Annotated in this window: 14 protein-coding genes; 2 read left to right on the top strand and 12 right to left on the bottom strand. The window is 39.7% G+C overall.

Annotation, left to right across the window (positions count from 1 at the left end; genetic code table 11):
- Positions 1-4 precede the first annotated feature (4 nt).
- The 11 genes from HMPREF3119_RS06735 to cpxR form a co-directional block, all read right to left on the bottom strand.
- Positions 5-814: a glycosyltransferase gene (locus tag HMPREF3119_RS06735; protein ID WP_036417429.1), complete on the bottom strand. Its 810-nt coding sequence runs from the start codon at positions 812-814 to the stop codon at positions 5-7.
- A 25-nt stretch (positions 815-839) separates the two neighbouring features.
- Entirely contained in the window at positions 840-1841 is a 1002-nt protein-coding gene (locus HMPREF3119_RS06740) for a sulfotransferase family protein (RefSeq protein WP_036417427.1), read from the bottom strand.
- Positions 1841-2311 carry a glycerol-3-phosphate cytidylyltransferase gene (gene tagD, locus HMPREF3119_RS06745; RefSeq protein ID WP_036417425.1) on the bottom strand — a complete coding sequence of 157 codons (471 nt, stop codon included), beginning with the start codon at positions 2309-2311 and terminating at the stop codon, positions 1841-1843. The genes HMPREF3119_RS06740 and tagD overlap by 1 nt, the downstream gene beginning before the upstream one ends.
- 9 nt (positions 2312-2320) lie before the next feature.
- On the bottom strand, positions 2321-3406 hold the full coding sequence (locus HMPREF3119_RS20010; RefSeq protein WP_036425134.1) for an EpsG family protein: 1086 nt from the start codon (positions 3404-3406) through the stop codon (positions 2321-2323).
- Entirely contained in the window at positions 3396-4484 is a 1089-nt protein-coding gene (locus HMPREF3119_RS06755; protein ID WP_036417423.1) for a glycosyltransferase, read from the bottom strand. Before HMPREF3119_RS06755 ends, HMPREF3119_RS20010 begins: the two co-directional genes overlap by 11 nt.
- A gap of 1 nt (position 4485) precedes the next feature.
- Positions 4486-5661 (bottom strand): CDP-glycerol glycerophosphotransferase family protein, encoded by a 1176-nt coding sequence (locus HMPREF3119_RS06760; protein WP_079549407.1) that lies wholly within the window; start codon positions 5659-5661, stop codon positions 4486-4488.
- Between the two features lie 14 nt (positions 5662-5675).
- Entirely contained in the window at positions 5676-6362 is a 687-nt protein-coding gene (locus HMPREF3119_RS06765; protein ID WP_036417419.1) for an NTP transferase domain-containing protein, read from the bottom strand.
- Complete coding sequence (locus HMPREF3119_RS06770) at positions 6359-7294, bottom strand: DMT family transporter (RefSeq protein WP_036417418.1); 936 nt, start codon at positions 7292-7294, stop codon at positions 6359-6361. Before HMPREF3119_RS06770 ends, HMPREF3119_RS06765 begins: the two co-directional genes overlap by 4 nt.
- A complete protein-coding gene (locus HMPREF3119_RS18760) occupies positions 7278-8174 on the bottom strand; it encodes a choline kinase family protein (RefSeq protein WP_046024810.1) in 897 nt (298 codons plus the stop codon). The genes HMPREF3119_RS06770 and HMPREF3119_RS18760 overlap by 17 nt, the downstream gene beginning before the upstream one ends.
- 500 nt (positions 8175-8674) lie before the next feature.
- Positions 8675-10045 (bottom strand): envelope stress sensor histidine kinase CpxA, encoded by a 1371-nt coding sequence (gene cpxA / locus HMPREF3119_RS06780; protein WP_004236627.1) that lies wholly within the window; start codon positions 10043-10045, stop codon positions 8675-8677.
- Positions 10042-10746 (bottom strand): envelope stress response regulator transcription factor CpxR, encoded by a 705-nt coding sequence (gene cpxR / locus HMPREF3119_RS06785; RefSeq protein ID WP_004236626.1) that lies wholly within the window; start codon positions 10744-10746, stop codon positions 10042-10044. The genes cpxA and cpxR overlap by 4 nt, the downstream gene beginning before the upstream one ends.
- Positions 10747-10900: 154 nt before the next feature.
- Here cpxR and HMPREF3119_RS06790 point away from each other — a divergent pair, with 154 nt between their 5' ends.
- Complete coding sequence (locus HMPREF3119_RS06790) at positions 10901-11398, top strand: Spy/CpxP family protein refolding chaperone (protein ID WP_024473657.1); 498 nt, start codon at positions 10901-10903, stop codon at positions 11396-11398.
- Positions 11399-11615: 217 nt separating this feature from the next.
- On the opposite strand, the gene HMPREF3119_RS06795 is transcribed toward HMPREF3119_RS06790, so the two are convergent.
- Positions 11616-14069 (bottom strand): autotransporter outer membrane beta-barrel domain-containing protein, encoded by a 2454-nt coding sequence (locus HMPREF3119_RS06795; protein WP_239510739.1) that lies wholly within the window; start codon positions 14067-14069, stop codon positions 11616-11618.
- Positions 14070-15046: 977 nt separating this feature from the next.
- On the opposite strand from HMPREF3119_RS06795, the gene pfkA reads away from it, so the two are divergent.
- A complete protein-coding gene (gene pfkA / locus HMPREF3119_RS06800) occupies positions 15047-16024 on the top strand; it encodes a 6-phosphofructokinase (RefSeq protein ID WP_032098022.1) in 978 nt (325 codons plus the stop codon).
- Positions 16025-16085: the final 61 nt, after the last annotated feature.

Genomic DNA, 16085 nt, shown 5'->3' on the forward strand with positions numbered 1-16085 from the left:
GAAGTTAATTCCTTAATTTGCTGTATATTTTTGATAGAAGATAAGTTGGTAGAATACGGCTTAGTATTCTTAATGAAAAATATGGAATTGAAGTGTATTTCTTTTCTAAATCAGAGTTGAGGATATACTTTAACATGGTGATTTCTGATTTTACATATTTAAAACCCTTTCTGCGATTAATCATGGCTTCACCGACCCTGGCAGAAACTAAGATAGTATCGAGATTAACGAGGTTATAGTTTTTATTTAAAAGCCTGAGCCACAAATAGTAATCCTCCATATAAGGAAGATCCATATACCCACCAACATTAATAATATGTTTTTTCCTAAAGCAAACTGCCATATGGTTAAATGGATTTCTTTTTTTTATTACTTTAACAATATTATCACCAATAGGAACTTTTTTTACTCTGATGATTTCATCTGAAGATGCTTCAAATTCATTAACATGTGATCCACATAAGGTTATCTCAGGATTCTGAGTCATATATTTGTATTGGATCTCAAATCGATTTGGTAAGTTTATATCATCAGTATCAGCTCTCATCACAATATCATTAGAGCATTGTTCTAAACCGATGTTTAATGCGATACCAAGGCCACAATTATTATCTAATATAACATTCTGAATGGGTAGTAATGCTTCCCATTTTTCAATCACGCTATATAGTTCAGATGTTAATTTCCCATCATGAACAATGATAACTTCATTAGGCAAGTATGTTTGTGTATAAATACTATTTAAAGCAGCGTCAAAGAATTGGCTATTTTCTTTATAGTAAATAGAGAGTAAAACTGAAAAGTTATAATTCATATTTTAATATTTATTAAATAATGTATTAGTATTGGTGGTAGCAGAATTGCATTAATCTATTTTTAATGATATTTGCATCATCCCTAAATTGAGGGAATCGCTCAATCAGATTGGTATTTTTTATAGAAACCGAAGGATCGAAATATTTATTTTTCCACTGGTGGTTAGCAATGTCTATATTACAAAAGTCGCATACAGTTCTAATGGTAGAGTCATAATTATAAATAAAATCTTCAAACTGCAGATAAATTACATTTTCGTGCTCGGTCTTATTTTTTCTTAAAAGCTGGAACCATTCTATATAAGTATCTAAATTGTCAGATGGAATCCATTTTTCTTTCCACAATGCTTTGTTCAATATATATAAGTCTCTGGGGTCTCGATCAACGATAATCACTTTAATTTCATTGAAATAGTTAGTATATTTATCAACATTATCAGAGGGTATTATTTGGTCAAATACAACGAAATCTTTATTATTATGGTTAGAGCTTAAAATAAGCTCGTTCATATAGTTTTTGACGTGTTGATGAAAGTTTTTTCCGGAGGAATAATACATTTTTTTATTAAAAAGAGACCCATAAAAATTGGCACCACCTTCTTTCATTCGCAGTATTTTTTTCTGAATTATTCGTTCAGAATAATAAATGAATTTTCTGAAAAAAGATGAGTCAATGATATCTTGGTGCCAAAAACCATCCCATTTAATATCGACAATGTTATTTATAAATTTATCTGATATTGATTTAAATTGACCATTGAAAAATGATTCATAATTATATACTTTACTTTTGCTTAAATAATTTATATAAGCAATGAAATTATTTATATGATAACTGGTTGTTAGTCGATTATTATTTTCATTAATACCATAATCTAAGTCTCTTATACCATTAGGATCCTGAATAAATCTGAATTCGAAGTTACCCATGGAAGAAACATTACTAAACTCACCGAGTAGATCAGAAATAACACTTGAGCCTGTGCCGCCATAACCAGTACACGTTATTACTTTTGGTACTTTCATTAATTATTGACCTTTGAAATTGATTTAATAATATCGAATATGTTATTAACAGAAATTTCAAGCTCTTTAACTTTATCCGGCGTAATAACAGATAATTCTTTTTTTATTTTAGTGGTTGAGATATTCTCAGTTCTGTCAAGGTAAATGACTTCACAGATATTTTTTAGGCTATCAAATTTTCCTTCCCAATCATTCCCCATACCTAAAATATCTATATTATATTTTTTTATATCCAGTTCTTTCTGTTCCCAATTACACTCAGGTATTACTTCATCAACATATTTACAGGCTTCAACAATTTCTTTCCTTTCCTCAAAAGAACAAAATGACTCTTTTCCTTTGAGCTTATTAAATTCATCTGTTGAGATCGCAACAACTAAATAATCACCATAAGACTTCAGTCTTTTGAGTAATCGAACATGTCCGATATGAAATAAATCAAAGGTTCCATATGTAATAACTTTTTTCATTTTGCTTCTCTAGGGTGTGATATTACCTGAAAGTTGATCGATAAACCATGGACGACTTAATAAGTATCCTAAGTGAACTAGAGTAATCGTTACCAGAAATGGTTTTATTATTTTATTAATACCTTCTATTTTCATTGATAACATATAAATAATAGGGATTAAGAATGGTAATAATAAATAATATCGAATTGCCATTTCCCTATTAAATGACATAAATATTGCTAATGCGAATACTAAGATATAGAATTTTATTGCTCTATATAATTTGTTATGAACAACAGGAATATTTTTATTTTTTAATAGATATAAGAATACTAATAGATGAAAACCATACATAATGATATTTAAATATATAGTAGATATAGATCTACGATCATTAAAATAGATATGCCGAGATATAGTGCGACTAATTATATAGTAATCATTATAATTTCGAGATATGTACCCGCCAACATCAAATATAAATGTAGCCAAGGAGAGTAATAATATTAAAATAATCAGACGGATATTGAGATATTTAGATATTATTACTATAAGTATTAACAATGCATTTGAAGAATGGATAAATATTGACAATGTCATTATGAAAATAGATGCTGTGCTAAACTTTAAGTTTTTAATATATAGGCTAAAGCCAACTAAGAAAAAAGAAAAGCCAAGTACTTGCCTAAAATAATTTATGGTTCCAATTATTGAGCTTTGAGAAAATAGGAGGCACCATATAAATATTACTATATGCTCATTAATGTTTTTACCAAGAATATAATAAGAGTAATATATAAATATTCCATATAGTACTGTAATGGAAATAAGATATATTCTCTCATTTATTGAAATAAATCGTAATGCATCTGTTAAAAGGGTAAATAGTAACTCAAAATCCCAATTCCGATTTAAAAAATTATCAATATAAGCTTTAGTATCTGAGCCAATTGAATAATCCCGCAATCCAAATAGTATTGCATAGGATAGTATCATTACCAATGCAATTAAAGCGGATAATTTCTTATTACTTTGTATATCAAATATAATAGAAATAGTTAAAAATGATAATGACAATATTATAATAAATAGAGGGGAGTACTCATAAATCATGTCCAAGTATACCTTTCCAGTTGTTTGCGATTACCTGAATATCATAATTTAGAGCGTCATTATAACCCTGTAAAATCAATGCGTTACGTAGGTTTTTATCAGTGATAAGTTGATTTATTTTTTCAGTTAAATCGTATGTATCATTTATATTTACGAGTAATCCATTTTTTAAATTATCAATTAGCTTTATTCCACCGTTAGTACTTGTCGATACTAAGGCACACCCTTGGGAACGAGCTTCAATTATACTCATTGGCATTCCTTCAAATAGAGAGGGAAGAACACTAATGGTAGTCTCTTTCAAATATTTACTGATATCATTAGTAGAAGGAAGGAAACTGATATTTCTTAAGTTTAATTCACTTGCAAGTGTTATGAAATTAGTTTTATCTTTACCATCACCAATTATTGATAATTTCCAATCAGGATGTTCACTTTCTATTTTTTTCCAGGACTTAATTAAAGTATCTACACCTTTTTCTTTCGTGACTCGGCCAATAAATGATACCGTTTTATTCTCCTGAGATAGGTCTCTTTTATATATTTCAAGTGGGCATGGATTAGCAATAAATGTAATTTTCTCATCTATAACGCATTCAGGAGTTGTATCTGTATTTTTAAATAAACACACTACATTATCAAATACTGAAAAGATCATTTTTACACGATGTCTGGTGAATAATCGGGACATGTAAAATAATTCAAATTCAGCATTGCCGCCGTGAGAAAAATATACCAGCTGAATATCTTTAAATAACCCTAACTTCCTGAGAATATAAATAGGTTCAATATATGCAGATTTATTGACAACTAATATTGAGTTTTTGCACTCTTTTAATATTGGGATTATTGCCAGTAGATTTAAAGGAAGTGAAAGTAGTTTCCATTTAAAAAAGAATGTCTTAATCTTAAATTGAATACCTTCGTGTAAAGGAAAATAAGGTTCGCCTTTAACAACAGAGATTATTTTACACTTATATCCATGTGTACTGAAATAGTTAGCCCATGTTGTTATAACCCTGACAACACCACCAGCACCAACCATACTTTCTGTCAGGAAAACAATATCTTTTTTCATATTATTTATTTCTAAGGTTATTTACAATATAGTCGTAGATAAGCTTGCTGCTACCATATTTAACTTGATTAAAGTAATTATTAATAAGTTCTCTTTTTTCCAGGAAATATTCATTATTAGTTAGAGACTGATGTATTTCATGAATAAACTCATTTTGAGTTTTTGGCTTAGGACCCGGAGTGGAAAAGTTGTAGTCGAAATTTAATCCTACCTGGCTTTGATATGTTTCAATATCATATGGGAGAAATATAATTGGTTTATTTAATAATAGGAAATCAAAATATATGCTGGAATAATCGGTGATTAAAAGATCAAAATGGGGCATAACATCCATAATCTCTTCACACTCATCAGAACTGAAAGAGCGTATCCATTTTGATTCTGAAATATTTATTTTTTGAAGATGATGAGGACGTAATAATAATAAATATTGGTTTTCCTCAAGAAATTGCTCTAACTGAGTCTGGGAAAAATCTTCAAATGGGAAAAATTGGGTATCTTCCCCGATCCAGCTTTTACCATAAATTCCTGCCCGCCATGTCGGAGCATACAGTATAATTTTTTTATACTCCGGAATATCCTTAATAAAGTAACTTAAATTCTTTGGTTCCTCAAAAAGCTTATCATTTCGTGGTTGCCCCATCGTTTTTATGACAGAATTCTTAATTAAGAAGCTTTTTGAATATATCTCTGCAAGATTATCAGATGTTGATGAGAATAATGTATAATGCCGTGCAAACATTTTTAGAGTAAGTGCTACCCGGAGTTTATTAATTCCGCTATAACCCATTAGGCCCACTTTTTTTAGTGGTATTCCATGCCATAAATTCACAAGTATTCTGTTCTTATGATTAAAAGGTGTTTTTAACGGAAAGCCACCATCAGTGATCCAAATTTTTGCTCGGGATATTAATTTTATATCTTCTTTGTACTTTGTTGTTATAAAGTAATCACCATATTCTTTTATTAGATCATTCCTTTTGGCATCATCATTTATAATATATTTTATTTCAAAATCTTCTTTTTTATTATCAATGATATATTCAAATAATGACCGAGAGTTGAATTTAAAATTATTTTTGTCAAAACTGAATATTGCTATGTTATTATCAGGCTTGTTAGTTAAAGATATTAACATATTTCTTATTGTTATAAGAATTAATTTTATTTTATTCATGGGTTTGTTTTTAATTAATTATTATATAACATAACAAGGCTATTATAATTTTCTATATTATCCATTTCGCCAGCGACATCAGATGAAACTTCATAAGTTTTCATGTTTAGGTCATGAATTATAGACATAGGGATATTATCCCAATAGAGCTTTGAATTATTTAGACTCGTTACATCAGTAAATTTTGGTAGCTCAGCTAAAATTTTTTCTGATTCAGCTGATTTCCAGTAAGAAATACCTAATAAAGAGGGGGCTGTTGGTTCTTTGATATCTATTCGTTCGATATATCCATTTCTGCCTAATACAGGAATCCATTCATGTTCAGGAGTTGTACGTTTTACAGTATAATAAAGGCTGTGTTCACTTTTGATAAAGATATTTTTCAGCAGTACAACATCAGCATCAATAACCAGAGTATCATTAAAATAATCGGCTATTTTCAAAAATGAATATATATTATTGTACTCTTGATACTGTTCATTATGTATCAGTATACAGCCATATTTTTCTTGCAGATATTCAAACTGATGTGCGAGATGACCGGTGACAATAACTATTTCAGTAATACCGAATTCTGACAGATATTGAATTGTTCTTTCAATATTAGGTATTCCACCGATAGGTAAAAGAGCCTTATGTGTTTTTTTTGTTATATCACCAAACCGGGAACCAAGACCAGCAGCTAAGATCACAGCATTCATTTTGCTAAAACTTCCTTTGATTGCAGATTTGTAATAAGCGCTCCGGCTATAATAATAGCTGAAAGCACTAATAATAAAGGCGATAACTCATACCCTAATAATGGGCCAAGAAGAATTGCCCAGGCAGAATAACTGATGTTTAGCCCCATCGCTTTTATTGGACCTAATTCACCTATTGCACGATAATAGAACAGGTATGAAAGGGCGCCAAAAATTGCAATTACAGCCATTGTCAATATCAGAGAATTATTCAGAATGATATCAGCGACAGCGAGTGCTTCTGTTTTAAAGAATAATGCAATTATCAGGAAGTAAATAACGGATGAGGTTAATTGCCTGAGAAATAATGCAATTTCATAGCTGAGATTATTTTTTAATGCATAAGAACAAATGGTACTTTCCAGTCCCCAGCCCACTGCGCAGCCTAGTGAAAATAAAAATCCAAGTAATGATATTTGGTTAAAACTATCAAGGTTTAGGCCAATATATGCAGTAGTAATAATAACCAGTAAAAGTCCCAGGAAATTTACAAAAGTTGTTTTTACTCTCAGAAATATATAAGCAAACAAGCAACCTAATGCCGGGTAAATAGTGGATATGGTAGCAGCTATTGAAGCATTACTGTAATAGATACCTAAAATATAACAGCTCATACCTATAGGGCCACCACTGAGAGCCGCAAGGCAGATTATGTAACTATCTCGTTGTTTCAGGGAGTTAACTAATTTTTTACTTCTTCCAGATAGAGTTATAAACGAAAATAACCATAACGATGAGAATAGGTCATGAAGGAAGGCGATACAAATAGAGAAAAGAATAGCATATTTTAGTGTATCGACTGATGATATATTATAGTCTACAAGTATTGTATCAAGTGCCCAGAGTACTCCTGATGCTAAACCAACAATAATAGACTTATTCAGTAGTTGCATATTTTTTCCTATGGAGATTCATTTGTTTTTGGCATTTTTTGTATCTGTCAATACCGTAGGTTCCAAATAAATTTTCATTTTTTTCTTTGATTAAAGTCCATATTGACCATAGAAAATTCTGGCATGCTTTATAAATTAATATTTTTTCTTTTATCGCTTCTGATTCAGAAGAATATTCGTTTAAATAATGATTTAAAAAAATATTCTCATCGTTATCAGATAAATGTGATTCTTCACAAAGTGCTGCAATATCCCAGATATTGTCATTCATTCCGGAATATTCCCAGTCGATGAGATAATAACCATTATCGTTATAGATGAAATTTTCAGGGACAGGGTCATTATGGCAAGGACAGATATTCAGACCTAATTTATTCAATCTTTCTTCAAAATATAAAAAATAAGATTCAGTCTCTGTGAAGTCAGGATAGCTGATCTGATTTTTATTTAAGTCACTCAGATAACGTTTATATTCTTCAAAAACATTGAAATGATTTTCAAATTTTAAATCTGACTGGTGCAAGGTTCGTAGTAATAATGCTATATTTTCCAGATTTACATCTTTGTTGATTATTTTTGGTGTTAGTGTGACAGCATTATTTATATATTCAGTTACTTTTATACCATTGTTGGTATTGTAATAATATAATTTGGGGTTTATTCCCAGTTCAGTAGCTAACTCACAGTTAGCCTTCTCATTTCCTCTGTTAATCAAAACATTAGTATTTTCACCCGGTAGTCTGACAACTGTTTTCGTATTTTGTGTTTCACAATAATAGTTTGTATTTGTCATTCCGCCGATTTTTTCTATTTTGACCGGAGGTTCAGCTATTGCAGAATGTACAATATCTGCAATAGTTGTATGGATATCATCTGCCATAAATAAATGTCAGCCATCATATTTATTAAAAGAATAGCTACCGCACTGGGTTACCGCTCCCAGAGTGCGCTATTGCGAGTGTATCTTACTGATTCTATTTAAGAATCGAGTCAGTAAGAGTTTTGGTGTGTTACAGAGGGCTGATTTTTCAATAAATTGGGGGGTTGTTTATACCCAATCAATCAGCTCTGTTTATATGTGCAGCCAAAGGCTAGTCCGATTACACGAACAGGTCAAGCATGATAACACTCGTGAGTCTTTCATTAAACGAACTTTATCCGGTTTAATGTGGCAATATTTTTCTTTAAATCTGTCTTTTTTGTGTTAACAGCAGAAAAAGTGTTACTTTAAGCCATAGCTATGGTTTATTACTTTTTCTAATCGGTACATGCACAATTACAGCAGAAATGTTTTATTACATCATATTGATGGCAATGGTAATTCCTGCTTAAGAAGGAAGAGTTACCGGGGGCTGATTTCCCCGGTAACTACAGAGAGCCTCAGCGTGGGTGCAGCGGCAGCCAGATTTCCAGGCGAAGTCCGCCGAGCGGGCTGTCGTTGGCGGTGACTTTACCGTTGTGCTGGCTGATAGCGGTGCTGACAATCGCGAGTCCTAACCCGGTGCCGCCGGATTCACGGTCGCGGGCTTCATCCGTGCGGTAGAACGGCCGGAAGATATGTTCGCGATCTTCCGGGCTGACACCCGGGCCGTCATCATCGACCACAATGCTGATACCTTTGGTGTCGGCACTGAATGCGACCTGAATATGCTGGTTTGAGTAACGCAGGGCGTTACGGACAATATTCTCAAATGCGCTGCCAAGTGCGGACGGGTTGCAGTAAATTGTCCACGGGCCCGGCGGTGAGGTGATTTCCAGCGTTTTATGGCGCTGTTCTGCCTCAAACTTCGCGTTGTCGAGAATGTCATCCCACAGCTCATTGGCCTTGATGTTCTGGCGCAGCAGCTCATTTTTGTGCTGACTGCGGGAGAGAACAAGCAGGTCATTGATCATGCCGTCGAGGCGGTGGGTCTCTGTCTCGATGCGTTCCAGCTCTTTACTTTCACCGTGGCGGCGGCGCAATAGTGCTGTAGCCAGCTGAAGCCGGGTGAGCGGGGTGCGCAGTTCGTGGGAGATATCGGATATCAGCCTCTGCTGTGCGTTCACCATGCGTTCAAGGGCGCTGATCATCTGGTTAAAACTGTTACCCGCCGCAAGGAACTCCTGGGGGCCGGCTTCCAGTTCCGGATGCTGGCGCAAGTTACCCTTGGCAACATCATCCGCCGCGTTTTTCAGTTTTCGTGCCGGTTTTGCCAGGCTCCACGCCAGCCAGAGCAGCAGCGGGGTGCTGATCAGCATGGTGGCGGCCAGTAACAGGAACGGGCGGTCAATCAGGAAGTTGATAAAATCAGACTGTGCGGTGTTCGCCGGGCGGATAAGATAAAGCTGATAGCGGTCTTCGCCGTCCCTGACTTCAAACGGCCCGAGCAGCTCAATGCGGCCGTAACGTTTCTTTTTCGGGTTGTCAGTGTTATCTGACTGACCCATAAAGTTACGGATGACCTGGGAATCATTGCGGATAGGCCCGATGATCCGGCCTTCAGTGGTGACAATAATCAGGCGCTTGTCCGGCGGCGTCCATTTTACCAGGGCGCGGGTCAGCCGCCGCCACCAGAGCAGGTCATTCGCCGGATCCTGTGCGAGATCAGATTCAATATGTTGCTGCAGCATCATCCCCTGTCGGTACTCGGCCTCCTGGAGCGGCATCAGCTGCCGGGAGTCGAGCTTCGGCACCATCAGCACCAGTAACAGCACCAGTGCCAGGGTAAACCAGAAGATGGCGAAAATCCGCGCCGTCAGGCTGCTTATCATGTTGCAGATACCATTAAGTAACCACGGCCGCGTAACGTTTTAAACCACGGCAGGCCGTCTGTGCGCTCCGGTAATTTGCGGCGCAGGTTGGAAATATGCATATCAATGGCGCGGTCAAACGGCGTCAGGCGTTTGCCCAGCACTTCCTGGCTTAAGTGTTCACGGCTGACCACCTGGCCGAGGTGCTGTGCCAGCAGGTAAAGCAGCGTGAACTCGGTTCCGGTCAGATCCAGTACTTCGTCACCGAAGCTGGCTTCCTGGCGGCCCGGGTTGAGCTGGAGTTTATCCACCATCACCACGGAAGAGTTACTGCTGCTGTCGCTCTGCTGCTGTTGCTCACTCCAGTTGGAGCGGCGCAGAATCGCGCGTATACGTGCCACCAGCTCGCGATCGTTAAACGGCTTCGGCAGATAGTCATCCGCACCCAGTTCGAGCCCCAGAACACGGTCAAGGTCACTGCCGCGTGCGGTCAGCATAATCACCGGAGTCTGGTAGTTCTGGCGCAGTTCTTTCAGGGTTTCAATCCCGTTTTTGCGCGGCATCATGATGTCGAGCAATAACAAGTCTATGGAATCGTCAAGGAGGGTCAGTGCCTGCTCGCCGTCATGTGCAATGACAACGTTGAACCCTTCCATATCGAGTAATTCTTTTAACAGCGAGGTTAATTCGCGGTCATCATCAACAAGCAGTATTTTATTCATTATTCACGTCCTCCACGTGCAAAATACGACAACAAACGTTTCTATTCCATGACTTTACGTTCTTTTACATGCTCTGACGCATGTTTGCAGCCGGGTGCGTATAGTTAATTCCAACGGGTCAGGTGACGCAGACTCAGAAGTTTAAGGAGTTACTATGGGTAAGATAGCAACAATCACTTTAGCGTCAATGTTTGTGATGCAAAGTGCGCCGGGACTGGCGCAGGATTCAGAAAGTGATAGCTGCGTTACCCCGGTGCAGAGTCACAGTCAGTATAAAGGTATAACGACATCAGGGGGAGATGGTTATACCTCTATGTTGACCGGTATCCGGTTAACGGAAGAACAACGGATGCAGTTGCGGGATCTGATGCACAATTACCGCGACCAGTTACGGAATGTCCGTAACCTTGCAGAAGATGATATTGCGCTGTACGAGCTGGTTAAGGCCGAAAAGTTTGATGAAACGGCCGTGCGTAATCAGCTTGAAAAGGAGATGCGCAAGCGGCTGGATTATCAGGTTGAGATGATACGGGTTCACCATCAGATGTATCAGTTACTCAACCCGGAGCAGAAAATGCAGCTGGATGCCAATTTTGAGCCGGAGAGTATTCATACCTCATCCGCCTCCTCCGCGCAGAATATGCCGGAATGAATTTGTCAGAAGTTATTTGTCAGAAATAATTTGTCAGAGTAGTGAAGTCAGTAGAGTCGTTAAGTAGCACCCAAGAAGTTTTTCCTTGCCATAGACACCATCCCTGTCTTTTACAGCCCCTCTTGAGGGGCTTTTTTTTGCCTGTTTTTTGGCGCCGGAGATGCCGTAGATAAAAAAAGCGGCCTTGCGGCCGCCGTAACTGAATCACAACGGGAAATTAAAAGTTGTAGCGCACGCCGATATTGCCGTGCAGCGGCGATTCTGTTTTATCGCCTTTACGGTAATCGATTTCCGCATACGCCTGAATCTGCGGCGTGAAACGGACAGTCAACCCGCCGCCGGCTTTCAGGCTGTCGCCGGAGAAATCAGTATCAAACGTATTGCGCTGGTTAATGGTCACATCATTATTGCTGATAAACTCATGCTGCCAGGCCAGTGTGGCGTAAGGGGTGATGATCACCTGATTGTTCAGGGTGAAATCTTTGCCTGCGTGCAGGCCGAGTTCGGATTGCAGGGACTGCTGTGCATCCAGTTTTGCCTGCATATTATTGTTCAGATGAACTGATTTGCTGTCCGCACGCATATAGCTCAGGCGGGCATACGGTTCGGCCCAGAAGGCTTCCGGCAGATCAAAGGTGTAACCGGCCTCTGCGGATGCACCGTAAGCATTCTGTGAATAATCTCCGCGGATGCTGCTGCGGTTGGTGGAAACCGCACGTAACTCATTATTGAAATGGTTATATTTCAGCACACCATCGAGGTACCAGCCGTTATCTGAGAACCAGGTGGCATAACCACCGGCAGTAATACTGTCGATGCTGCTTTCGCCGCCGCGCTGATGCTTCAGTTTGACATCGTTATAGCCGGTAAAGACGCCGAGCAACAATTTGCCGTTTTCCAGCGGGACAGATTTATCCGCACCCAGCTCAAAACCGGCCTGATTCAGTTTAAAGTGTGTGTGTCCGGTGCCTGCACGGGTTCTGTCGCCGGTCAGACGCACCCAGACCCCCGCATCACCCTGATTATCCCGTAATTCGCCGCGGCGGAACCGCAGATTGTCGAGTTCGTGATTAAAAATCAGCTGCGGCGCGGCAGCCATGGATAACACCGCATCGGTGGATGGTGTGGTTTTATCCTCAGGTACGACCGGCGGAACCGGTTTTTCAGGCTCGCCCGGCTCATCTTTCTGAGCGGCCAGATACCAGATTTTGCCGTCCTGCTCATCACGCTGATAGAGCGAGTACATATAGGTCCCGCCGTCCACCGCATCAATATTAGTGCCGTCGAGGGCGCTCAGGCGGAATTGTGCATTGCTGCTTTCGTCCGTGATTAAATCAAGACGTGATTTATCCGGACGGGTAATTTCAGCCCCGGAATCCTGTATATTCAGAGCATGATCACCACTGCTGTTACGGATAGTGAGGTAATCACCCTGTTGCTCGGCAATGGCCGTGTTCATATAGAATGTCTGGCTGCCGGAGAGATTTTCAATGATCAGATGGCTGTACCCGGCGTTGACCGGTGCAACAAACCGGACCTGACCCTGTCCGCTGAGCGAACCGGCAAAAGCGGCATTCCCGGTATCACCGGTGATCACCATCAGGGTGCTGTCCGGGCCGGATAAGATAACATTTTCCGCATAAGCTCCGGCATCCGCTGCCAGTTTGTCTTCTGAACCGGCAGTCAGCTGTACCTGCGACTGCTGATTAACAGTCGTGACGCCGAGGAGCTGTGCCCCTGCCGCCAGCCAGCTTTTGGCGCGATCATTCAGCGTGGTATCTGTCGCAGAGGAGCCGCTGTAAATACTTTGTACGGCGGTGTCATATAATTCGTTATTAATGGCTTGTCCGCCACCTTTAATAATCTGGGCGCCGCCGTTTTTTATCCGGTTAAATTCTGCAATACCGGCAGATGCAGATGCATTCTGATTGAAAATATATTGCTGGCCGCCGTCAACGGTTGTATTGGTTGCTTTGGAATCATCGACAACATATTGCCGTGCTCCGGCGTTTACGAGGGTATTATCGGCAAAACCTTTACCGTGCAGTTGCTGTAATCCGCCATCATTAATAATGGTGCTGTCCGCAAACCCGCCGGATTTCAGCATCTGAGCACCGCCGTTATTCACGACCGTATTCAGGGATTTACCATCCTGCTGGACATATTCATAACCGCCGTCATTGACCTGTGTACCGGTTGACTCCCCGCCCAGGTAAATAAATAATTTCCCGCCGCTGTTGACGATATTATTTTCAGACTTGCCCGGATCATCGGCTTTACCGGTATTACTGACATAAACGGTTCCGCCGTTGAGTACGGAATCTTTTAATGTTCCGCCGTCCAGAACACGGATTAATCCGCCGCTCTGAATATCAATACGGCTGCCGGTGGCCGGGAAACCGGTGTGATAGCCGTCCCAGGCAATATGGGTTGTTTTATCAATCCAGACTTCAGCGCCGCCCTGAACCTGAGAATCCTCAAACAGGCCGAGTACGCTGAGTTTACTGCCGCTCAGCATGGTCAGATTCTGAGCAATGCCGACATAATCTGTTGGCTTACCTTCTACCCAGGCACCAATTTCATAGCAATCATCAGCGGTCATTTCACCGGTGAAAGGTGCGCTTCCTGTCAGGCCCACATTTTTACGGCTGCCGCAAAATGTTTCTGCCATAACTAATGATGGTACGGTTGAACATAAGACGGCAATAATGGAAAGGTGTAAAAGTTTCTTTTTTGTTTTCATTAGTTATTCCCTGGTGTCGGTATATATAACGAAAGCCATTTCGTCAGACGGAAATGGTAAATTTAAAAGGTGTAAATTTTATTTATGAGATGAGTATCTTATTTAAGGTTTGTTTAATCAATGGGAGCGAAAATGCATATTTAAGTGATTTTTTTAAGATTCATTGACGGTAATGAATCTTAATACACATTATGAATGAAGCTAATCTGATGGTTTTTTTATTTCTTTGGTCAGAATAAAGCTCTGGTTATGTCTGTTTTTGGGTTATTTTTGTTATTTAAATTCCATATTTGATTTATCAGGGGTAATGGATATACCCGCGACATGCGTAATAGCGGCGGTGTAATAAATATTAATTTAGTATGACAAAATATTACTGATATCTGTTTTTCAAATCCGGCCATAAATTATATTCAATAATTGCAAAAAAATATTATATAAATTTCTATTGCATTATTTATGTCACGATGTGAGTAATGAAATAATTTCTTACGGTTTGTTTTTGTTAATTACATAATGTGCGGTAAATCCGGATATATATTCTTTCCCGGATATGCCTTTTATTTCAGATCCTGCTTTTGACCCCTGCTTTTCCGGTAACGCATTATTTGTGAAAAAAATGTTTCATATCCGCTAATTATTTTTTGTTTTTCGGGTATCCTTAACGGGTATGCTGAGTAATCCTGCGGTTATGACAGGCCTGTGTTTCCGGTGTCTCAAAATGACAAAAAAATCCGCAAAGATAGGTGCATCCGGCTAAACCTTATCTTACTATAGGATTAGGTGAATCAATTCAGCAATGCGTTACAGCAGTGAATTCCCGAAGCCTGACCGGGGAAGCGTGATAACATGCCGCTCAGGTTTTTCAGATTTACACATATTACATCTGCAAATCAGAGGTCATCATGAGCAAGAAGATCAAACGAATCGGTGTGTTGACAAGCGGCGGTGATGCGCCGGGCATGAATGCTGCAATCCGTGGCGTTGTCCGCGCTGCGCTGTCAGAAGGGCTGGAAGTTATCGGGATTTATGACGGCTATCTCGGCCTGTATGAAAACCGGATGAAACAGCTCGACCGCTTCAGTGTCTCTGATGTGATCAACCGCGGTGGTACCTTCCTCGGGTCGGCGCGTTTCCCGGAATTCCGTGATGACAAAGTGCGGGAAACCGCGATTGAAAATATGCGCAAAAACGGCATCGATGCGCTGGTGGTTATCGGCGGGGACGGTTCCTATCTCGGTGCCAAAAAACTGACCGAAGCGGGTTTCCCGTGTATCGGCCTGCCGGGTACTATCGATAATGACGTGGCGGGAACCGACTACACCATCGGCTATTTTACCGCACTGGAAACCGTGGTTGAAGCTATCGACCGTCTGCGTGATACCTCCACTTCCCACAAACGTATCTCTATTGTGGAAGTGATGGGCCGCTATTGCGGTGACCTGACACTGTCCGCTGCCATTGCCGGGGGCTGTGAATTTATCGTTCTGCCGCCGAATGAAGTGGAATACAGCAGTGATGAACTGATTGCAGAAATCAAAGCCGGGATTGATAAAGGCAAACGCCATGCGATTGTGGCGATCACCGAACATGTCACCGACGTGTATGAGCTGGCGCGGCAGATAGAGGCGACAACACATCACGAAACCCGTGCAACGGTACTGGGGCATATCCAGCGCGGCGGCTCGCCGGTGGCGTATGACCGCATCCTGGCATCCCGTATGGGTGCTTATTCTATTCAGTTACTGCTGGAAGGTTACGGCGGCCGCTGTGTCGGGATCCAGAATGAAAAACTTGTTCATCACGATATTATTGATGCGGTAATGAATATGAAGCGGGTGTTTAAGAAAGACTGGTATGAGACCGCGAAGAAACTCTACTAAAAATCCTCGTCATCCTTCAGCCTGTGGCCGCGTTGGCTTCATTCATCGCCCGGGTCACATA

The sequence above is a fragment of the Morganella sp. HMSC11D09 genome (assembly GCF_001807955.1).
Lineage (GTDB): Bacteria > Pseudomonadota > Gammaproteobacteria > Enterobacterales > Enterobacteriaceae > Morganella > Morganella morganii.

What these genes read in the sequence shown, in the direction of transcription:
- HMPREF3119_RS06735 (WP_036417429.1), bottom strand. Translation starts at nt 814, where the DNA reads ATGAATTATAACTTTTCAGTTTTACTCTCTATTTACTATAAAGAAAAT.
- HMPREF3119_RS06740 (WP_036417427.1), bottom strand. Translation starts at nt 1,841, where the DNA reads ATGAAAGTACCAAAAGTAATAACGTGTACTGGTTATGGCGGCACAGGC.
- tagD (WP_036417425.1), bottom strand. Translation starts at nt 2,311, where the DNA reads ATGAAAAAAGTTATTACATATGGAACCTTTGATTTATTTCATATCGGA.
- HMPREF3119_RS20010 (WP_036425134.1), bottom strand. Translation starts at nt 3,406, where the DNA reads ATGATTTATGAGTACTCCCCTCTATTTATTATAATATTGTCATTATCA.
- HMPREF3119_RS06755 (WP_036417423.1), bottom strand. Translation starts at nt 4,484, where the DNA reads ATGAAAAAAGATATTGTTTTCCTGACAGAAAGTATGGTTGGTGCTGGT.
- HMPREF3119_RS06760 (WP_079549407.1), bottom strand. Translation starts at nt 5,661, where the DNA reads ATGAATAAAATAAAATTAATTCTTATAACAATAAGAAATATGTTAATA.
- HMPREF3119_RS06765 (WP_036417419.1), bottom strand. Translation starts at nt 6,362, where the DNA reads ATGAATGCTGTGATCTTAGCTGCTGGTCTTGGTTCCCGGTTTGGTGAT.
- HMPREF3119_RS06770 (WP_036417418.1), bottom strand. Translation starts at nt 7,294, where the DNA reads ATGCAACTACTGAATAAGTCTATTATTGTTGGTTTAGCATCAGGAGTA.
- HMPREF3119_RS18760 (WP_046024810.1), bottom strand. Translation starts at nt 8,174, where the DNA reads ATGGCAGATGATATCCATACAACTATTGCAGATATTGTACATTCTGCA.
- cpxA (WP_004236627.1), bottom strand. Translation starts at nt 10,045, where the DNA reads ATGATAAGCAGCCTGACGGCGCGGATTTTCGCCATCTTCTGGTTTACC.
- cpxR (WP_004236626.1), bottom strand. Translation starts at nt 10,746, where the DNA reads ATGAATAAAATACTGCTTGTTGATGATGACCGCGAATTAACCTCGCTG.
- HMPREF3119_RS06790 (WP_024473657.1), top strand. Translation starts at nt 10,901, where the DNA reads ATGGGTAAGATAGCAACAATCACTTTAGCGTCAATGTTTGTGATGCAA.
- HMPREF3119_RS06795 (WP_239510739.1), bottom strand. Translation starts at nt 14,069, where the DNA reads ATGGCAGAAACATTTTGCGGCAGCCGTAAAAATGTGGGCCTGACAGGA.
- pfkA (WP_032098022.1), top strand. Translation starts at nt 15,047, where the DNA reads ATGAGCAAGAAGATCAAACGAATCGGTGTGTTGACAAGCGGCGGTGAT.